General features: G+C 74.6%; 17 protein-coding genes and 1 pseudogene. 11 read left to right on the forward strand and 7 right to left on the reverse strand.

Annotation, left to right across the window (positions count from 1 at the left end; translation table 11 throughout):
- Window positions 1–2: 2 nt before the first annotated feature.
- From AB0B83_RS24005 to AB0B83_RS24020, 4 genes are all read right to left on the reverse strand, one after another.
- On the reverse strand, window positions 3–641 hold the full coding sequence (locus AB0B83_RS24005) for a flavin reductase family protein (protein ID WP_357580048.1): 639 nt from the start codon (window positions 639–641) through the stop codon (window positions 3–5).
- 116 nt (window positions 642–757) lie between these two features.
- A complete protein-coding gene (locus AB0B83_RS24010) occupies window positions 758–1063 on the reverse strand; it encodes a DUF2470 domain-containing protein (RefSeq protein ID WP_357580049.1) in 306 nt (101 codons plus the stop codon).
- Complete coding sequence (locus AB0B83_RS24015; protein ID WP_357580050.1) at window positions 1060–1731, reverse strand: biliverdin-producing heme oxygenase; 672 nt, start codon at window positions 1729–1731, stop codon at window positions 1060–1062. Before AB0B83_RS24015 ends, AB0B83_RS24010 begins: the two co-directional genes overlap by 4 nt.
- A 118-nt stretch (window positions 1732–1849) precedes the next feature.
- Window positions 1850–2512 (reverse strand): TetR/AcrR family transcriptional regulator, encoded by a 663-nt coding sequence (locus tag AB0B83_RS24020; protein WP_357580051.1) that lies wholly within the window; start codon window positions 2510–2512, stop codon window positions 1850–1852.
- 110 nt (window positions 2513–2622) lie between these two features.
- On the opposite strand from AB0B83_RS24020, the gene AB0B83_RS24025 reads away from it, so the two are divergent.
- The 6 genes from AB0B83_RS24025 (at window position 2623) to AB0B83_RS24050 (ending at window position 9045) form a co-directional block, all read left to right on the forward strand.
- Entirely contained in the window at window positions 2623–4107 is a 1485-nt protein-coding gene (locus AB0B83_RS24025) for an NAD(P)/FAD-dependent oxidoreductase (RefSeq protein WP_357580052.1), read from the forward strand.
- Entirely contained in the window at window positions 4100–5026 is a 927-nt protein-coding gene (locus tag AB0B83_RS24030) for an SDR family oxidoreductase (RefSeq protein WP_357580053.1), read from the forward strand. The genes AB0B83_RS24025 and AB0B83_RS24030 overlap by 8 nt, the downstream gene beginning before the upstream one ends.
- The gene (locus AB0B83_RS24035; protein ID WP_357580054.1) at window positions 5023–5886 is read left to right on the forward strand and encodes an alpha/beta fold hydrolase; all 864 of its coding nucleotides are present in this window, start codon (window positions 5023–5025) and stop codon (window positions 5884–5886) included. The genes AB0B83_RS24030 and AB0B83_RS24035 overlap by 4 nt, the downstream gene beginning before the upstream one ends.
- A 30-nt stretch (window positions 5887–5916) precedes the next feature.
- Complete coding sequence (locus AB0B83_RS24040) at window positions 5917–7023, forward strand: CapA family protein (protein WP_357580055.1); 1107 nt, start codon at window positions 5917–5919, stop codon at window positions 7021–7023.
- 67 nt (window positions 7024–7090) lie between these two features.
- Window positions 7091–7753: a GntR family transcriptional regulator gene (locus AB0B83_RS24045; protein ID WP_357580056.1), complete on the forward strand. Its 663-nt coding sequence runs from the start codon at window positions 7091–7093 to the stop codon at window positions 7751–7753.
- On the forward strand, window positions 7750–9045 hold the full coding sequence (locus AB0B83_RS24050; protein ID WP_357580057.1) for an MFS transporter: 1296 nt from the start codon (window positions 7750–7752) through the stop codon (window positions 9043–9045). The genes AB0B83_RS24045 and AB0B83_RS24050 overlap by 4 nt, the downstream gene beginning before the upstream one ends.
- 107 nt (window positions 9046–9152) lie before the next feature.
- On the opposite strand, the gene AB0B83_RS24055 is transcribed toward AB0B83_RS24050, so the two are convergent.
- Window positions 9153–9572 (reverse strand): hypothetical protein, encoded by a 420-nt coding sequence (locus AB0B83_RS24055; RefSeq protein ID WP_151453683.1) that lies wholly within the window; start codon window positions 9570–9572, stop codon window positions 9153–9155.
- A gap of 185 nt (window positions 9573–9757) precedes the next feature.
- Between AB0B83_RS24055 and AB0B83_RS24060 the strand changes: the two genes are divergently transcribed.
- The gene (locus AB0B83_RS24060; protein ID WP_151453684.1) at window positions 9758–10843 is read left to right on the forward strand and encodes an S-(hydroxymethyl)mycothiol dehydrogenase; all 1086 of its coding nucleotides are present in this window, start codon (window positions 9758–9760) and stop codon (window positions 10841–10843) included.
- Window positions 10843–11472 carry an MBL fold metallo-hydrolase gene (locus AB0B83_RS24065; protein ID WP_357580058.1) on the forward strand — a complete coding sequence of 210 codons (630 nt, stop codon included), beginning with the start codon at window positions 10843–10845 and terminating at the stop codon, window positions 11470–11472. The genes AB0B83_RS24060 and AB0B83_RS24065 overlap by 1 nt, the downstream gene beginning before the upstream one ends.
- A 135-nt stretch (window positions 11473–11607) precedes the next feature.
- Here the strand turns inward: AB0B83_RS24065 and AB0B83_RS24070 are convergent, their stop codons facing one another.
- Window positions 11608–12552, reverse strand: a complete 945-nt coding sequence (locus AB0B83_RS24070; protein WP_357580059.1) for a sensor histidine kinase — start codon at window positions 12550–12552, stop codon at window positions 11608–11610.
- 360 nt (window positions 12553–12912) lie between these two features.
- Here AB0B83_RS24070 and AB0B83_RS24075 point away from each other — a divergent pair, with 360 nt between their 5' ends.
- The 3 genes from AB0B83_RS24075 (at window position 12913) to AB0B83_RS24085 (ending at window position 16780) form a co-directional block, all read left to right on the forward strand.
- Window positions 12913–14040 (forward strand): DUF3626 domain-containing protein, encoded by a 1128-nt coding sequence (locus tag AB0B83_RS24075; RefSeq protein ID WP_357580060.1) that lies wholly within the window; start codon window positions 12913–12915, stop codon window positions 14038–14040.
- A 250-nt stretch (window positions 14041–14290) separates the two neighbouring features.
- Window positions 14291–14998 carry a hypothetical protein gene (locus AB0B83_RS24080; RefSeq protein WP_311414700.1) on the forward strand — a complete coding sequence of 236 codons (708 nt, stop codon included), beginning with the start codon at window positions 14291–14293 and terminating at the stop codon, window positions 14996–14998.
- Window positions 14999–16189: 1191 nt separating this feature from the next.
- The gene (locus AB0B83_RS24085; protein ID WP_357580061.1) at window positions 16190–16780 is read left to right on the forward strand and encodes a hypothetical protein; all 591 of its coding nucleotides are present in this window, start codon (window positions 16190–16192) and stop codon (window positions 16778–16780) included.
- A gap of 202 nt (window positions 16781–16982) precedes the next feature.
- Here AB0B83_RS24085 and AB0B83_RS24090 read toward each other — a convergent pair.
- A pseudogene (locus AB0B83_RS24090) lies at window positions 16983–17828 on the reverse strand (MFS transporter); the annotation flags it as partial.
- Window positions 17829–17921 lie beyond the last annotated feature (93 nt).

Below are 17921 nucleotides of genomic sequence, written 5' to 3' on the forward strand. Positions count from 1 at the left end.
GGTCAGCGCGACGCCGCGCCGAGCCGGTGGGGCATCTGCCAGCCCTCCGCGAGCCGGGACGGATGCACGTGGTGCCCGCCGCCGAAGAACTCGCAGAACTTCATGATCAACGGATCCCAGCGCAGCGGGTCCACGTGGCTCGTCCCGGGGATGACCAGGTCCTCCTCGACGTACGCGCGCAACACCTCGACCTGGAAGGCGGTGGCCCGCACGTCGTCTCCCGCCAACGGGTGGGCCGCGACCACCCGGCACTCCAGTTGGATCGGACACTCCGCGACCCGGGGTGCCCCGACCAGCGCGGACGGCTGGGCGGTCAGCCCGGCCAGGGTGAACTTGTCCGGCTCGTAGCGGTAGCCCTGGCGTGCCTTCTGCACCGGCACGTCCGGGCGGCCGGTGGTGAGCGCGATCCGGTCGACCGCGTCGACCATCGCCGAGGAGGGCAGGTTGAGCACGCACTCGCCCTCGCGCAGCAGGTTCGACGTCGTCCGGCCGCTGTCGCCGAGCCCGAGCATCGCCTGCCGGCCCAGCCACCACGCCGACGACATCGGCGCGAGATTCGCCGTGCCGTCGGGGTTGCGGGAGGTGACCAGCACCACCGGGGTGCCGAAGTAGAGCACCTTCAGACCGGGCACGACGTGCATCCGTCCACCTTCCATCGAGGGCGCGACCGTGCGTCGCGCCACCGGAGCCGACTCTCCGGGAACCGGCGGGCCGGCGCTGGCGGCGATCGGACGTGGCGTTCGCGCCGTGCCGCCGGTCAGCCGGCCGGGCGCGGCGGGAGACCGGACCGCTGGCACGCCTCCCGGTACATCCGCACCACCTCCTGCCGGATCTCGGCGCGTTCGCTCAGCCGGTGGGCGAACGGCACCCGCACCGGGACCTCGATGTCGTCCACGGTCACGGCGAACTCCATCCCCTCGGCGTCCAGGCCGGTGGCCCGGGCCCGGGTGGCCGCCGGCTGCCCGCCGAGCGTGCGGCAGATGAGCAGCGAGTCCCCGGCGTGGTCGTCGTTCATGTGCCGGCAGACGGCGGCGACCACGTCGGCGCCGAACGGGGCGGTCACGCGGCCACCTCAGCGTCCGTGGCCGGCACGAGGTGGGACAGGGCGGCGAGGACCTCGGTGTTGTGCCGGTACGCCACGAGCACCTCGGCCCGCAGCGCGGCCCGACCCACCTCGTCGAGCGGGAGGGCGTCCAGCCTGGCCCGGTAGGCGTCCTTGTACGCCTTCGGGCTGGGGATCCGGTCGAACCGGTAGAACGCCGCCCCGGCGTCCCCGGTCAGCCCGTGGTGCCGCGCGAGGGACCGTCCGATGTGCAGGCCGCCGGAGAGGTCGCCGAGGTAGCGGGTGTAGTGGTGGGCGACGAACCGTTCCGGTGAGCTGGCGCAGACCGCGCCGAGGCGCCCGGCGTAGGCGACCGTCGCCGGGGTCGGATCGATCCGTCGGCGCCAGTCGGGCCCGAGCAGGAACTCCAGGTCCGCGGCGAGGGCGGGCAGCCGGGTCAGCGCGTCGTCGACGAACGGGCCGGCGAGCGGGTCGTGGCGCATCGCCTCGGCGGCGCCCTCCAGCGCCTCGTAGATCACGTGGTGCTGCACCACCAGTGCGGCGTAGCCGGCGCGGTCCAGCTCGCCGGCCACCAGGGCCGAGATGTACCGCTGGGACTCCGCGCCCTGGTGGGCCTCGGCGCTGGCGGCCCGCAGCTCGGCGGAGAACGGGGTGCTGGTCGGGCGCAAGTCTCCTCCAGGGGGACGGATGGCCGGGCGGGTCGCCGTCGGGAGAGATCAACGGTAGCCGGGCACGTGGGTGGGGGCATGACCCCGAGGTCATCCCGGCACACCTCGCCCGGCGTGGTCAGGCCGGCGGGGGAGCGGTGCCGCGGTAGATCGCGGCCAGCCACACGTCGCGCAGCACGTCGACCACGTCGCGCTCGGCCACCGCCGGCCCGTCGCCGGCGAAGGTGGCGTACCAGACGCGCTCGTTCATCGAGTTGAGCGCGATGGCGAGGTCGCGGGCCGGCACTCCGTCGGGGGCCGCCCCGCGCCGCCGCTCGGCCACGATCGCGGTCTCGATCGCGTGCACCCAGCGCTCCAGCACGGTTGCCCAGAGCCGGCGCACCTCGGCGTTGGTGCCGCGCACCTGGGCGCAGGCCAGCACCACCGCGCGGTGTGCGCCGAACGTCTCGTGGAACCGGTCGATCAGCTCCCGCCAGCGCGCCGGCGGGTCCTCGGCCAGCCGCTCCAGCACGTTCCCGGCGGCGGCGTCGGCCTCCTCGATGACCCGGTCCAGCAGCGTCAGCAGCACCGCGTCCTTGGACGGGAAGTAGAAGTAGAAGGTGGGCCGGGAGATGCCCGCCCCGCGCGCCAGGTCGTCGGTGGAGATGTCGGCGAAGGCCCGCTGCCCCAGCAGCTGCTCGGCGGTCGCCAGGATGGCCAGCTCCCGCTCGTCGCCGACGGAGCGCGCCGCGCGCCGTCCGCGCCCGGTCGCGTTCCCGGTGGCCGTACGGGCGGGTGTCATGCCCGGTGACTCTACACCGGATCAACACTGTGTCGATCCGGCTCGACAGGGTGTTGACGAGCCTCGACAGCCGTGGCTAGTGTCCGGTCACACCGGCGGACGGAGACGAGATGGCCACCGAACACGTCGACGTGCTCATCGTCGGCGCCGGCCTGTCCGGCGTGGGCGCCGCCTGCCACCTGCGCCGCCACTGCCCGGAGAAGACGTACGCGGTGCTGGAGTCCCGCGCCGCGATCGGCGGCACCTGGGACCTGTTCCGCTATCCCGGCGTCCGGTCGGACTCCGACATGTTCACCCTCGGCTACTCCTTCAAGCCGTGGACCGACCCGAAGGCCATCGCCGACGGCGACTCGATCCGCGACTACGTCCGCCGCACCGCCGACGAGTACGGCGTCACCGACCACATCCGCTTCCGGCACCGGGTGCAGCGGGCCGACTGGGACAGCGCAAGCGCCCGCTGGACGGTGCACGCCCAGCGCGACGACACCGGCGAGACGGTCGCGCTGACCTGTGCCTTCCTGTTCACCTGCGCCGGCTACTACCGCTACGACGCCGGGTACGCCCCGGGGTTCCCCGGCACCGAGCGGTTCGCGGGGCGGATCGTGCACCCGCAGCACTGGCCCGCCGACCTCGACCACACCGGCAAGCGGGTGGTGGTGATCGGCAGCGGCGCCACCGCCGTGACCCTGGTGCCGGCGATGGCCGAGCGGGCCGCCCACGTCACCATGCTCCAGCGCTCACCCACGTACGTCCTGGCGCTGCCGTCGCGCGACGTGCTGGCCGACGCGCTGCGGCGCTGGCTGCCCGCGAAGGCCGCGTATCCGGTGGTGCGCTGGAAGAACGTCCTGCTCTCCACCGCCAACTTCCAGCTCAGCCGGCGGGCGCCCGCGTTGGTCCGGCGGCTGCTGCTGCGCGCCGCCCGGGGCCGGCTGCCGGCCGGCTACGACGTCGACCGGCACTTCTCGCCCCGCTACGACCCCTGGGACCAGCGACTGTGCGTGGTGCCCGACGGCGACCTGTTCACCGCGGTGGCGCGGGGGAGGGCGTCGGTGGTCACCGACACCGTCGACACCTTCACCGAGCGGGGCGTCCGGCTCGCCTCCGGCGAGGAGCTGGCCGCGGACGTCGTCGTCACCGCCACCGGGCTCAACCTGCTCGCCCTCGGCGGCATGACGCTCACCGTGGACGGCGCGCAGGTGGAGCTGCCCGACACCGTCGCCTACAAGGGGATGATGCTCTCCGGGGTGCCGAACTTCGCGATGACCCTCGGCTACACCAACGCCTCGTGGACGCTCAAGGCCGACCTGGTGGCCACCTACGTCTGCCGGCTGCTGCGGCACCTGGACCGCACCGGCCAGCAGGTCGTCACCCCGCTGCCGCCGCCCGACGGCGAGCTGGAGCCGATCATCGACCTGACGGCCGGCTACGTGCTGCGCAGCGTCGACGCCCTGCCCAAGCAGGGCGCCCGGGCGCCGTGGCGGCTGCACCAGAACTATCCCCGGGACGTCCTGCTGATGCGGCACGGCCGGCTCACCGACCCCGGCGTGCGGTTCTCCCGCGCCGGCACACCGGAACGGAGGACCGCCCGTGCGTAGGTTCGTCTTCACCGGCGGCACGGCCGTCGTGACCGGCGCCGCCAGCGGGATCGGGGAGGCCCTCGTGCACGGGCTGGCCCGCCGGGGCAGCGACCTGGTGCTGGTCGACCGCGACGCCGGGCGCCTCGACGCCGTCGTCGCGGCGGTCCGCGCCGCGTACCCCGACCGGCAGCTCACCGCCTACGTGGTCGACCTGGCCGACGCCGCCGTCACCGCCCGGGTGGCCGAGGAGATCCGGCGGCGGCACCCGGCGCTGCGGCTGCTGGTCAACAACGCGGGGGTGGCGCTGGGCGGCCGGTTCGACCAGGTGAGCCTGGAGGAGTTCAGCTGGGTCGTCGACGTCAACTTCCGGGCCGTGGCGCAGCTGACCCACGCGCTGCTGCCCACCCTGCGGGTCGAGCCGGGCGCGCACCTGGTCAACGTCTCCAGCCTCTTCGGCATCATCGCCCCGGCCGGGCAGACCGCCTACGCGGCCAGCAAGTTCGCCGTCCGCGGCTTCACCGAGGCGCTGCGCCAGGAGCTGGCCGGCGAGGGGATCGGGGTGACCTGCGTGCATCCGGGGGGCATCCGCACCCGGATCGCGCAGAACGCCCGGGTGGGCGTCGGCGTGCCCGCCGAGGAGTTCGAGACCGGCCGCCGGCAGTTCGAGAAGCTGCTGACCATCGACCCCGCCCGGGCCGCCGAGGTGATCCTGCGCGGCGTGCACCGCCGCCGGGGCCGGGTGCTGATCGGCTGGTCGGCGAAGCTGCCCGACCTGCTGGCCCGGGTGGCGCCCGTGTCGTACCAGCGGGTCCTGGCCTTCGCGCTCGACCGCGTCGCGGGCGACGCCACCCGCGGGCTCACCACCGGATCGCCCGCCCCGGCGCAGCGCGAGCCCGAGGCGCCCCCGGCGGCCGACCCGGCCGGAGGACCGGCGTGAGCGCCCCAGCCGGACGCCGGCACGTGAGCGTGGACGGCCGGCGGGTGTGCCACCGCGTCGACGGCGACGGGCCGCCGGTGCTGCTGCTGCACGGCATCGGCCGCACCCTGCGCGACTTCACCGAGCTGCACGAACTGCTCGCCGCGCGGTTCCGGGTGCACAGCGTCGACCTGCCCGGCTACGGCGGTTCGCTGCCGATGGCCCGCCCCTGCACCCTGCCCGCGCTTGGCGAGTTCGCCGCCCACTACCTCGACGCCGTCGGCGTCGAGGAGCCGGCGCACGTGGTCGGCAACTCCCTCGGCGGCGCGGTCGCCATGCGCCTCGCGGCGTCCGAGCCGGCCCGGGTGGCCAGCCTGACGCTTGTCAACAGCGCCGGCTTCGGCCGGGAGGTGACCATCGCGCTGCGGCTGCTGGCGCTGCGCCCGCTGGGCCGGCTGCTGCTGCGACCCACCCGCTGGGCCGCCCGCCGCGCCGAGCTGTCGCTCTTCCACGACCCGGCCCTCGCCACCGCCGAACGCGTCGCCCACGCCCTGGCGGTCGCCCGCCAGCCGTACGCCGCCCGGGTGATGCTGGAGACCGCGCGCAGCCTCGGCACCTTCCGAGGCGTCAGCCCGCAGTGGCGCGAGGAGCTGCTGGCCGAGGTGGAACGGCTCGACGTGCCCACCCTGGTCGTCTGGGGCGACCGGGACCTGATCCTGCCGGCGGCGCACCTCGACGCCGCCCGGTCCCGGCTGCCGCGCGCCCGCACCCACCTGTTCGCCGACTGCGGGCACATGCCGCAGATCGAGTGCGCCGAGGAGTTCCACCGCCTGCTCGTCGACTTCTGGGCCGAGGCCGGCGCGGACGCCGCCGGCAGGTGAGCCGGCGGCGCGACGGGGAAAGCGGGCCGGGTGCCCGAGCTGACCCTCTTCCTCGGCGGCGACGTGATGACCGGCCGGGGCGTGGACGCGATCCTGCCCGCGCCCGGCCCGCCCGAGCTGCGCGAACCGGCGGTACGCGACGCCCGCGACTACGTCGACCTCGCCCGGGAGGCCAACGGGCCGGTCCCGCGTCCGGCGCCGCCGGCCTGGCCGTGGGGCGAGGCGCTGCACCTGCTCGACGAGCTGTGGCCCGACGCGCGCGTGGTCAACCTGGAGACCGCGGTGACCGGCCGGGGCGAACACGCACCGGCCAAGGCGATCCACTACCGGATGCACCCGGGGAACCTGTCCTGCCTCGCCGCGGCCCGGCTCGACGTCTGCGCCCTGGCCAACAACCACAGCCTCGACTTCGGCCCGGTCGGGCTCACCGACACCCTCGACGTGCTGGCCGACGCCGGCATCGCCACCGCCGGCGCCGGCCGGGACGCGGCGTCGGCCTGGCGACCCGCCCGGGTGCCGCTCGGCCGGGGCGGCCGGCTGCTCGTCTGGTCGGTGGCCGCACCGTCCAGCGGGGTGCCCCCGCCCTGGGCGGCCACCGCCGGGTCGCCCGGGGTGGCGTACCTGCCGGAGGTATCGGTCGCCTCGGCGGACGCGCTGGCCGGACGGATCGCCGCCGTGGCCGGGCCGGGGGACCGGGTGCTGGTCTCCGTGCACTGGGGCACCAACTGGGGGTACGAGGTGCCGCCCGCGCACGTCGACTTCGCCCACCGGCTGGTCGACGCCGGCGTGGACGTGGTGCACGGTCACTCGTCGCACCATCCCCGCCCCGTCGAGGTGTACCGCGACCGGCTCATCCTCTACGGCTGCGGCGACCTGGTCGACGACTACGAGGGCATCGGCGGGCGGGAGGCGTACCGCCCGGAGCTGCGGCTGCTCTGGCTGCCGACCCTCGACGCGGCCACCGGGGCGCTGCGGCGCCTGCGGGCGGCCCCGGTACGGATGCGCCGGATGCGGCTGGAGCGGGCCGCGCCCGACGAGGCCGGCTGGCTGGCGGGGCTGCTCGGCGGCTTCGGCCCACCGTTCGCGCGCGGGTTCGCCGTCGACGGCGACGGGCTGCTGACGCTCCATCCCCGCTGACGGTGGCCCGCGCCACCCCCGGCGGGGGCGCGAGGCGCGCCGAGGAGGCGGGGCCCACCATAGATACATGACGCATCCCTCCCCGTCGGGCCGGACGGCCGTGCCCTCGGCCGCCGAACGCGCCTACCGGCACCTCAAGCGCGAGATCCTGGAGCAGATCCACCCGGGCGGGTCGCTGGTCAGCGAGGGGGAGATCGCCGAGGCCACCGGGGTCTCCCGCACCCCGGTCCGGGAGGCGCTGCTGCGCCTGGAGGCGGAGGGACTGGTCCGGCTCTATCCCAAGCGGGGCGCCTTGATCCGCCCGGTCTCCGCCCGTGAGATCACCGACGTGATCGAGGCGCGGCGGCTGGTCGAGCTGCACGCCGCCGAGCGGGTCTGGCCCCGGCGCGCGGCGCTGCGGGGCGACCTCGCCGCCCGGCTGGCCGAGATGCGGGACGCGCACGCCGCCGGTGACCTGGCCGCGCTGATGCAGGCCGACCGGGCGTTCCACGCCACCGTCGTGGACGCCGCCGGCAACGAGATCCTCGCCGAGCTGTACCAGCGGCTGCGCGACCGACAGCTGCGGATGGGGGAGGCCAGCTTCCGGCTCTCGCCCGGCTGGGCCGAGACGGCGCTCACCGAGCACGCCGACCAGCTCGCCGCGCTCGACTCCGACGACCCCGGATGCTGGCTCGCCGCCGTCGCCGCGCACATCGACAACGCGGCGGCCGTGCTGCGGTCCCTGCGGTGAGGGTGCTGACCGCACCGCTCGCCCCGCTCCGCTCGGCGGGCGGCCTCGTCTGGGGCGTCGCCGTGGCCGCGTACGTGGCCGCCGTCTTCCACCGCAGCTCGCTCGGCGTCACCGGCGTCGACGCGACGCACCGCTTCGACGTCAACGCCTCGGCGCTGGCCACCTTCTCCGTCGCCCAGCTCGCCGTGTACGCGGCGATGCAGGTCCCGGTCGGCGTGCTGCTCGACCGGTTCGGGTCCCGCCGGCTGCTCATCGCCGGCGGCGCGCTGATGGTCGCCGGCCAGCTCTGCTTCGCCGTGGCCACCGACGTGCCCCTGGCGATCGCCGCCCGCGTGCTGATCGGCCTCGGCGACGCCATGACGTTCATCAGCGTGCTGCGCATCGTGGCGCTGTGGTTCCCGGGGCGGCGCTACGCGATGATGACCCAGCTCACCGGCACTCTCGGCCAGCTCGGGGCGATCCTCGGCGCCGTACCGCTGGTGGCCCTGCTGCACTCGGCTGGCTGGACGCCCGCCTTCCTCACCGCCGGGGCGGTCGGGGCGACCGTGCTGCTGATGGTCGTCGTCGCCGTCCGGGACACCCCGGGCGGGCCGGTCCCAGCCGGCGCGGCGCCCACCCTCACCGACGTCCGCCGGGAACTCGCCGCCGCGTGGGCCCAACCGGGCACCCGGCTGGGGCTCTGGACGCACTTCGTCACCCAGTTCTCCGGCGCGGTGTTCGCCCTGCTCTGGGGGTACCCGTTCCTGGTGCAGGGGCAGGGGCTCAGCCCGACCGCGGCGGCGTCGCTGCTCACCCTGATGACCGCCGCCATGCTGCTGACCGGGCCGGTGGTGGCGCACCTCTGCGCCCGGCACCCGTTCCACCGTTCGGTGCTGGTCTTCGCGATCACCGGCGCCACCGCCGTGGTCTGGGCCGTCGTGCTCGCCTGGCCGGGACGCGCGCCGGGCTGGCTGCTGGTCACGCTGGTGCTGGTGCTCGCGGTCAACGGCCCGGCGTCCCTCATCGGCTTCGACTACGCGCGCAGCTTCAACCCGGTCAACCGGATCGGCAGCGCCACCGGGGTCGTCAACGTCGGCGGCTTCGTCGCCTCGATCGTGCTGGTGCTGGCCGTCGGCGTGGTGCTCGACCTGGCCACCCCGGCCGGTCGGGCCACCCCGGACCTGACCGCCTTCCGGTGGGCCTTCGCCGTGCAGTACGTCCTCTGGGCGCTCGGCGCGGTCCAGGTGCTGCGCTACCGCAACGCGGCCCGCCGCGAGCTCACCGCGCGGACCCCCGCCGCGACGCCGACCTGACCCGCCGCACCGGCCGCGTGGCGCCCACCGACCTCCCGGGGACGCGGCGCGGGCGTGGTCTCCGGCGCGTCGCGGCGTGTGGTGGAGAAGGCTGCCGGCGCGGGACCTCAGCGCCGCCGGCGGCCGTGGGTGAGGTCGTCCAGCACCAGCGTCAGGCCGGCCCCGAGCAGCCAGACGTCCTTGGCCAGGCCGATGCCCTGCTGGGTGGGCCGCAGGCTGCCCGCCTCGCGCATCCCCGGCGTCCTCAGGTAGAGCTGCACCAGGCCCGCGCCGAACGCCGCCAGCCCCAGACCGGCCAGCGCCGACGGTACGAACGGCGCGAGCAGCGCGGCGCCCAGGGCGATCTCGGCCCGGGAGAGCAGCCGGGCGAACCGGTCCGGATCGAGCTTGCCGAGCTGCGGGACGGCGCCGACGGCCATCCCGTGCATGCCCTGCGCGGCCTCCCCCTCCAGCGACCGCTTGCCCATCCCCGAGTTGAGGACGAACGCGCCGATGCTGACCCGCAGCGGCAGATGGCTGATCCTCATGGCGCACTCCCGTCCGAGCGTCGAACCGTGCCCCCGCCTACCCCTCGCCGCCCGCGATAACCGCCCGACGGCCCCGGTCGTCCGCGACGATCGGGAGTAGGTTCGGCCCGAGGAACGTGATCGGGTGCCGCGTCAGGGCACCGACGGACGGCGGCGCGACGCGTCGGCGTGGAGCAGGAGGAAACGTGAGCCAGGAGGTCAGGGGAGTCATCTCCCGCAGCAAGGGCGCGCCGGTCGAGGTGACCACGATCGTGCTGCCCGACCCGGGGCCGGGCGAGGCGATCGTACGGATCCAGTCCTGCGGGGTCTGCCACACCGACCTGCACTACCGGGAGGGCGGCATCAACGACGACTACCCGTTCCTGCTCGGCCACGAGGCCGCCGGCGTCGTCGAGCAGGTCGGGCCCGGCGTCGACGGCGTCGCGCCGGGCGACTTCGTGGTGCTCAACTGGCGGGCCGTCTGCGGGGTGTGCCGCGCCTGCCGCCGGGGCCGCCCGTGGTACTGCTTCGCCACCCACAACGCGGCGCAGAAGATGACCCTCACCGACGGCACCGAGCTCACACCCGCGCTGGGCATCGGCGCCTTCGCGGAGAAGACCCTGGTCCACGCCGGTCAGTGCACCAAGGTCGACCCGGCCGCCCGGCCCGCCGCCGTCGGACTGCTCGGCTGCGGCGTGATGGCCGGTCTCGGTGCCGCCATGAACACCGGCGGGGTCACCCGGGGCGACTCGGTGGCCGTGATCGGCTGCGGCGGCGTCGGCGACGCGGCGGTCGCCGGTGCGGTGCTGGCCGGCGCGACGACGATCGTCGCGGTGGACACCGACCCCCGCAAGCTCGACTGGGCCCGCAAGTTCGGGGCCACGCACACCGTCAACGCCCGCGACGACGACCCGGTCGAGGCGATCCGCGCCGCCACCGGCGGCTTCGGCGCCGACGTGGTGATCGACGCGGTCGGCCGCCCCGAGACCTGGAAGCAGGCCTTCTACGCCCGCGACCTGGCCGGCACCGTCGTACTGGTCGGCGTGCCGACCCCGGAGATGACCGTCGACCTGCCGCTGCTCGACGTCTTCGGCCGCGGCGGCGCGCTCAAGTCGAGCTGGTACGGCGACTGCCTGCCCAGCCGCGACTTCCCCATGCTCACCGAGCTCTACCTGCAGGGCCGGCTCGACCTGGACGCCTTCGTCACCGAGGAGATCGCCCTGGACCAGGTCGAGGAGGCGTTCGCCCGGATGCACCGGGGCGACGTGCTGCGCTCGGTGGTGGTCCTCTGATGGCGGCGCGCGTCGACCACGCCGTCACCTCCGGCACGTTCTCCCTCGACGGCCAGACCTTCGACGTCGACAACAACGTGTGGGTGCTCGGCGACGACGCCGAGTGCGTCGTCGTCGACGCCCCGCACGACGTCGACGCGATCCTGGCCGCCGTCGGCGACCGACGGGTCCGGGCGATCCTCGCCACCCACGCGCACGACGACCACGTCCGGGTGGCCCCGGCGCTGGCCCGGGCCACCGGCGCTGCGGTGCTGCTGCACCCCGCCGACCGGGTGCTGTGGGACATGGTGCACCCCGACGAGGCGCCGGGCGGGGAGCTGCGCGACGGGCAGACCGTCGAGGTGGCCGGGACCGCGCTGACCGTGCTGCACACGCCCGGCCACAGCCCCGGCGCGTGCAGCTTCCACGCGCCGCAGCTCGGCGTCGTGTTCACCGGCGACACGCTCTTCGCCGGCGGGCCGGGGGCGACGGGACGCTCGTACAGCGACTTCGGCACGATCGTCGCCTCGATCCGGGACCGGCTGCTCACCCTCCCGCCGGAGACGGTCGTGCACACCGGGCACGGGGAGAGCACCACCGTCGGCGCGGAGGCTCCCCACCTCGACGAGTGGCTGGCCCGCGGGCACTGACCCCGCACCCAGCAACCAGCGGTCCCGGCAGCCGCTCAGCGACTGCCCGGGGCCGCTTCGCGGCCGGCGCCGCCGCGTGCGGTCACGCCGGCGTTCTCCCGGTCACCCTCCGGGGTGACCCCGTCGAGCGCAAGGTCACGCCGGGTGCCGCACGTACATCCGGACGGTCGTCCCGCCGGCGGTGGTGTGCACGCGGACCAGGTCGCACAGCGCCTGCACGATCACCAGCCCCCGGCCGCCGATGCCGTTCGCGGCCGGGGTCAGCCGCCCGGCCAGCGGGTCGGCCAGCCAGCCGTCGTCGCGGATCTCGCAGACCAGGTGCTCGGCGGTACGCCACACGCGCAGCACGCCGGTGCCGCCGGCGTGCGCGACGCTGTTCGTCGCCAGCTCGGTCACCGCGATCTGCAGATCGGCCAGCCGGTCCTCGTCCAGCCCCACGGCCGCGCCGTGCCCGGCCACGAACCGGCGCACGGCGGACAGCGTGTCGACCTCGTAGACCAGCGCCGAAACGGGCTCCGTCGGGCTCGCCAGGGGCTTGTTGTAGCGGGCGACCACGTCCGCCGGGGCGTACTCGGCACTCGGCCGTCGCCCGGCGTCGTCGACGAGGATCGGGTGCGTGGCGTACGCGTCGGCGAGCACGTCGGCGTCGAGCCGGGCCGTGTCGTACGGGCAGAGGATGGTCGCCTCACGCCCGGCGAACGCCATGTTGATCAGCGCCTCGTGCTGGGCGCACGCCGGATACTCCGTGTCGCTGCGCCCGGCCCAGATCGGCTCGCCGATGATCCGCGCACGCCGGCCGGCGTGCTGGTCGATGAACGCCTGCAACACCCAGGGGATGATCCGTCCCGGGTTCCGGCCGGCCTCCGACATGTCCGCCCAGCGCACCGCGTCCGTGGGGCCGACGGCGTCGCGGACCAGCCGCAGGTTCGCGCCGGGCATCGCGACCAGCACCGGCTCCCCGGCGGCGAGACCGTCGGTGATGAACGGCACCGTGCCAGCGAGCAGACCCTCCCGATCGTGGTAGAAGAGCCCTTCGTGCACGAAGGCACCCGCCGCCCGGGCGTGCTGCGCCCCGGTCACGCCGGCTGTCCCAGGGTGTCGGCGAACCCGGTCTCGCACCACCGCCGGTGGTGGCGGCACCCCGCGACCATCCGGTGGGGCACCTGCTCGACCACCGCACCACCAGTCATCCGTCGCCTTCCACTTCGGGCCCCACTGTAATCGCCGGTCCCGGCGCCGGCCCACCGGGTGAACGCCGCCGCCCATCCGGCCCGGCACGGACCGGGCACCGCCCGCCCACCGCCGTGACCCGGGTCACGACCGCTCGTCCGGTGACGACCTCCGGGTGGCCTTCGCGGGTGGACGACAGCCGCGACGCGTCGCCCTCGGAACCCGAAAACGGGGTGCGTCCCGGCCCGTTGATGGGGGAGATTCGTCGCCGTGCGACCCACCACCGAACCGGCCGCCACGTACGCGGCGCCGGCACTCACCCCCGCCCAACGCGCCGCCCTCGCCCACGTACGCGAGGGGGCGCTGCGCGAGCGCCCCGCCGCCCTGGCCGCCATCGCCCGGGCGCTCGCCGGCTCGGGCGTCGCCCACGGGCCGGAGCATTTGATCGCGGCGGTCGGCGCGAACGGGCGGCTCACCCTGAACTTCCACCCGGACCGGCTGCTCGCCGACGGACGTACGGTCGTCGACGCCCTCACCGCCGAGGGCGTCTACCGCAGCCAGTTCGAGACCGGCATCTCCAACGGCGGCCTGACGGCCTTCCCCGGCGGCGACCGGGACCGCTGGGAGGAGTCGCTCTTCGGCGGCGCCTACCAGACGCCCGGCGTACGCCCCGCCGACCGGCCGAAGTACGGCGGCCTGAACCTGCTCGACCACCCGGACGGCGCGTGCCCCCGGTTCGGCTCCTGCCACCTGCGGCTGCGTCCGCAGGTGCTGGCGCGGGCCACGTTCTGCTTCGGCGACAGCCACCTCGGGCCCCGCGACCTGGGCACCGTGGACGTCTTCGAACCGGTGCTGGCGGCCCTGCTCGCCGCGACCGACGGCACCGGGGTCAGCCTCGGCGTGCCGGGCGACGTGGTGACCCTGACCCGGGCGCTGCTGCGCCGGCGCGAGGACGCCGCGTGGGCCCCCGGCGCGGCGGGTCGCGCGCTCGACGACTACATCGAGGCGCAGGTCCACGGCGAGCTGAGCCTCGCCCGGGACGTGGAGGCGATGGTCGTCGACCCGTCCTTCCAGGGCACCGAGACCGGGGCGACGCTGGCCGCGCTCGCCCGGCGGCACGGCTTCGCCCTGCGCTGGCACGCCGGGTTCGCGCTGCCCGTCGACCGGATCGACGCGGAGTTCCGAGGGCCGGCCATCCCGCCGCTGGCCGCCCGGGTGCACGCCGAGTTCGCCCGGCCGGGCGAACTGGTCGACGCCGCCCTGATCGGCCGCGCGGCGGTCTCGGTGGTCACGGAGCCGGCCCGCTGGGCCGACCGTGGGCCGACGGAGGTCACCCTCCAACACCTCAAGCAGCTCTGGCACGTCCTCGTGCGCTTCGGCGCCCCCCGCGCCGCCTAGGACGACCGGAGCCCCGAGCGTCCGGTGGCGCCGCGAGCCTCCGGGACGTCACCGTCCGTGCCCGATCGTCACGAGTGTCGAGTGACCCGTGTCGCAGCCGGCCGGCACCCGCTCATATCCGGAATGACCGACAGGGTCGGGCTGGTTGTGTCCCCCGTACCGCCGGAACCGAAACCCCGTCCGGCGCGGAAGTTCCCCCGAAGGAGTGCTCATCCAGGGAGCGCTTCGCCTGACCGAAAGGGCAACCATCGTGAAGTACGACTTCACTCGATGGCTCCCGGCCATCGCGAAGGACTCGAAGGACTCGAACCGCAAGGTCGCGCTCAGCGTGGTGGGTGTCGCCGCCCTCGGCGGCCTGGCCCTCGGGCCGACGGCCGTGGCCGCCCCGGTCACCACCGCGCCCCACGAGGGCGCCGTGGCGGCGATCGAGCAGGCCACCGGCAAGGGCAGGCCGGGCGCGGCCGAGGAGTCGGCCCTGACCACGGGCGGTACCACCACCAAGCCGTCCGCCGACAAGCCCAGTCGCGAGGAGCTGGTCCCGCACGGCGTGCAGGGCGCCCAGTCGCGCATCCCGCTCGACGACGCGCAGCTCGCCAACGCCAAGGCCATCATCGAGGAGGCCAAGGAGACCGGCGTGGGGGAGCGGGGCGCCGTCATCGGGATCGCCACCTCGCTGCAGGAGTCGAAGCTCTACAACCTCGGCCACCTGGGCGCGTACAACGACCACGACTCGCAGGGCCTGTTCCAGCAGCGCCCGTCGTCGGGTTGGGGTTCGCCCGACCAGATCACCGACCCCGAGTACGCCTCGCAGGCGTTCTTCAGCGCGCTCAAGAACGTGGGCGGCTGGCAGGACCTGCCGCTGACCTCCGCCGCGCAGACGGTGCAGGTCTCGGCCTACCCCTTCGCGTACGCGCAGTGGGAGGAGCAGGCGGCGGACATCGTCTCCCAGCTCTGGTGACACCCGCGTGACACCGGCCGGCCCCCGCCTCGGGGGCCGGCCGGTCGCGTCCACGCCGACAGCGCCCCGCACTCGGGCCGCGGTCGCGTCCACGCCTGTGTCCGGACTGCGGCGGCGTCCATGCCGACAACGCCCGCATCCGGACGCGCGGTCCGCGTCAGAGCCGACGGCGCCCCTGCATCCGGACGGCGATCGCGTCCACGCCGAAGACACCCCGTGTTCGGACTGCGGTCGCGACAACGGTCCGGATCCGGACCGCTGTCCGGCCGCAGGCGGCGCGGCGTCGCGTCGTGGTGGACCAGCCGGGGCCTGTAGAGCTGCCCCGTTCACGAGACCACCCCCTCAGCCCGGGCGCGCGCCGCCGTCCGGGTCACCGGTGAGTGGAACACCATGGGTGTCACCGGGGCCGGGAGACACCCGTGGTGTTCCACCGGTGGCTGGTTGCGGGCGTCCCTGCTCTCGAATACGTCCGCTGCGTCCCCAGCCCGCCACTCGCCGATCTTGGAAGGAATGGGCCCCGCCAGGGGCTCGTATCTGCCAAGGTCGCCCACATCGCTGGGCGCGTCCGCCGGAGAGAGCCGCCGATGAGGTGGCCGCGCGCGGCGTCCGGTTCAAGCCCAGGGGTTCGGATGTGGCTCCGCTGCAGGGTGCGTGCTCGTCAGCACGTTCGCTGCGGCCCCGGTCTGTGGTCGTCGGGGTCGCCCGGTGCTGAGATGTCCGGTTTGGGGGTGTGGCCCGGGGGCATCGTGGGGGCGGAATCGTGCCCGGGGCGGGGTCGTTACACCCTGCGTACGACCGAGCAAGACGCGCGCCGCCGAGGTCACGCCGCCCCGACAGATGGCGGGCCCGGGGGCCCCGGAATGATGGCGGGCCGGCGGTGGTTACACATGGTCCGGCCGACGCGAGGGCGTCCCCCCGCCCCGCTCGACAGCCCGGCCCCCTTTCGGCCCGCACGGGTTGGACATCCGGCCGGCACGGCCGACCTGATCTTCTGAACTTCGCAACTCCGGCTTGGTCGTCGGAGATCCTCTCCATGCCTCGCTGGAGATCCTCTCCGGTTTCGCTGGAGACCCTGCTTGAGTTCGCATGAGTCCCCTTTGATTTCGCTTGAGCGCCGGACGGTGCTTGCACCCGCGTTAAGCCGATCCCCCTTCGGCGTGTGGGTGCCAACCCCCGAATGGAGCGTTTCTGATGAACACGATCATCCGTAAGAGCGTTCTTGGTATTGCTGGTCTCGCGTTCGCCGGTGGCGTGTTCGCCGGTCCCGCGACCGCGCACGCGGCCCCGTCGGTGGAGTCCACGCCGGTGGCGGTTGTGCAGGCCGACAAGCCGTCGGTCGACAAGGCCAAGCTGATCGCGCACGGTGTGCAGGGCGCGCAGTCGCACGTCGACCTGTCCGACGAGCAGGTGGCGAACGTGAAGGCGATCATCGCGGCGACGAAGAAGGCCGGCATGGACGAGCGCGCCGCCGTCGTGTCGATCGCCACCGCGTTGCAGGAGTCGAAGTTGGAGAACCTGGGTCACCTGGGTGACCGCAACGACCACGACTCGCAGGGCCTGTTCCAGCAGCGTCCGTCCTCGGGTTGGGGCACGGTGGAGCAGATCACCGATCCGGAGTACTCGACGATGGCGTTCCTGAAGGGTCTGAAGCAGGTCGACGGGTGGCAGGACATGCCGCTGACCAAGGCCGCGCAGACGGTGCAGGTGTCGGCGTACCCGGACCACTACGCGCAGTGGGAGCAGCAGGCCGCTGACCTGGTGGCCGAGCACTGGAACAGCTGACAGCAGTAGCCGATCGCCGCTGGCCGGCACCCCGCCCGGGGTGCCGGCCAGACGCATGTCGGGCCACGATGACGGGATGGCAGACCGGGGCGGGCGCGGCGACCTGGCTTCCCGCCGGCGGGTGCGGGCCGGGGGCGTCGGCCGTCGTGACAGCTGGCCCAGGCCTGGCCCGACGCCCGGCTGGAACTGTTGGGGACCGTCGTCACCGGCGGTGGCTGAAGGCGACGTCGACCAGGGCCGCGACCAGCGCGAGCGCGATCAACCCGGCGGCCAGCAGCAGCGAGTGCCGGAACGCGAGCGAGAAGTCCCCGCCGCTGGCGGCCAGCGAGGAGAAGAAGACCGAGCCGACGGCGGCGATCCCGGCGGCGGAACCGATCCGCTGGCCGGTCTGGAGCATGCCGGCCCCGCTGCCCGCCTGCCGCACCGGCACCTGGGACAGGGTCAGCGTCTGGTTCGGCGCGATCACCAGACCGCTGCCCAGCCCGGCCACCAGCAGGGGGGCCGCGGTCAGCCACGGCACGGCGGCACCCCTCGGGGCCAGGTTCAGCACGACGACCACCGCGACGAGTCCCACCACCACGGTGAGCAGCCCGACCGCGACCAGGGGACGCCCGAAGCGGTTGACGATCCGGCCGCCGAGCGCGGACGCCGCGGCCGAGCCCAGCGCGAACGGGGTGATGGCCAGGCCGGCGACCAGCGCGCTGTAGCCGAGGCCGTTCTGCAGGTAGAGCGTGAAGATGAAGAAGATCGCGGTGAACCCGCCGAAGTAGACAAGCGCGATGAGCGATCCCAGGGCGTACGACCGGAAGCCGAACAGCCCCAGGTCGAACAGCGGTTCCTGGCGGCGGCCGTACCACCGTTCCCACGCCCCGAAGCCGGCCAGGGCGAGCAGCCCCGCCGGAACGAGCAGCCACTTCGCCGGGCTCCGCCATTCCTGCTGCACCAGCGGCAACAGCACGGCCAGCACCCCCACGCCGAGCAGCAGCACCCCGACGGGGTCCAGCCGCCGGTGGTCCCGTGGGCCGGCGGGTCGGCTGGGGAGCAGCCGCCCCGGTGGACGGCGTCCGCCGTGACCGGGTCCTCGCCCTTGGTGCCCCACCACTGGAGCACCCGCCCCTCTGCGTGCGCGACGGGCGCGATC

The sequence above is a fragment of the Micromonospora sp. NPDC049060 genome (assembly GCF_040649055.1).
GTDB classification, from domain to species: Bacteria; Actinomycetota; Actinomycetes; order Mycobacteriales; family Micromonosporaceae; genus Micromonospora; species Micromonospora reichwaldensis.

What these genes read in the sequence shown, in the direction of transcription:
- AB0B83_RS24005 (WP_357580048.1), bottom strand. Translation starts at nt 641, where the DNA reads ATGCACGTCGTGCCCGGTCTGAAGGTGCTCTACTTCGGCACCCCGGTG.
- AB0B83_RS24020 (WP_357580051.1), bottom strand. Translation starts at nt 2,512, where the DNA reads ATGACACCCGCCCGTACGGCCACCGGGAACGCGACCGGGCGCGGACGG.
- AB0B83_RS24025 (WP_357580052.1), top strand. Translation starts at nt 2,623, where the DNA reads ATGGCCACCGAACACGTCGACGTGCTCATCGTCGGCGCCGGCCTGTCC.
- AB0B83_RS24045 (WP_357580056.1), top strand. Translation starts at nt 7,091, where the DNA reads ATGACGCATCCCTCCCCGTCGGGCCGGACGGCCGTGCCCTCGGCCGCC.
- AB0B83_RS24055 (WP_151453683.1), bottom strand. Translation starts at nt 9,572, where the DNA reads ATGAGGATCAGCCATCTGCCGCTGCGGGTCAGCATCGGCGCGTTCGTC.
- AB0B83_RS24065 (WP_357580058.1), top strand. Translation starts at nt 10,843, where the DNA reads ATGGCGGCGCGCGTCGACCACGCCGTCACCTCCGGCACGTTCTCCCTC.
- AB0B83_RS24085 (WP_357580061.1), top strand. Translation starts at nt 16,190, where the DNA reads ATGAACACGATCATCCGTAAGAGCGTTCTTGGTATTGCTGGTCTCGCG.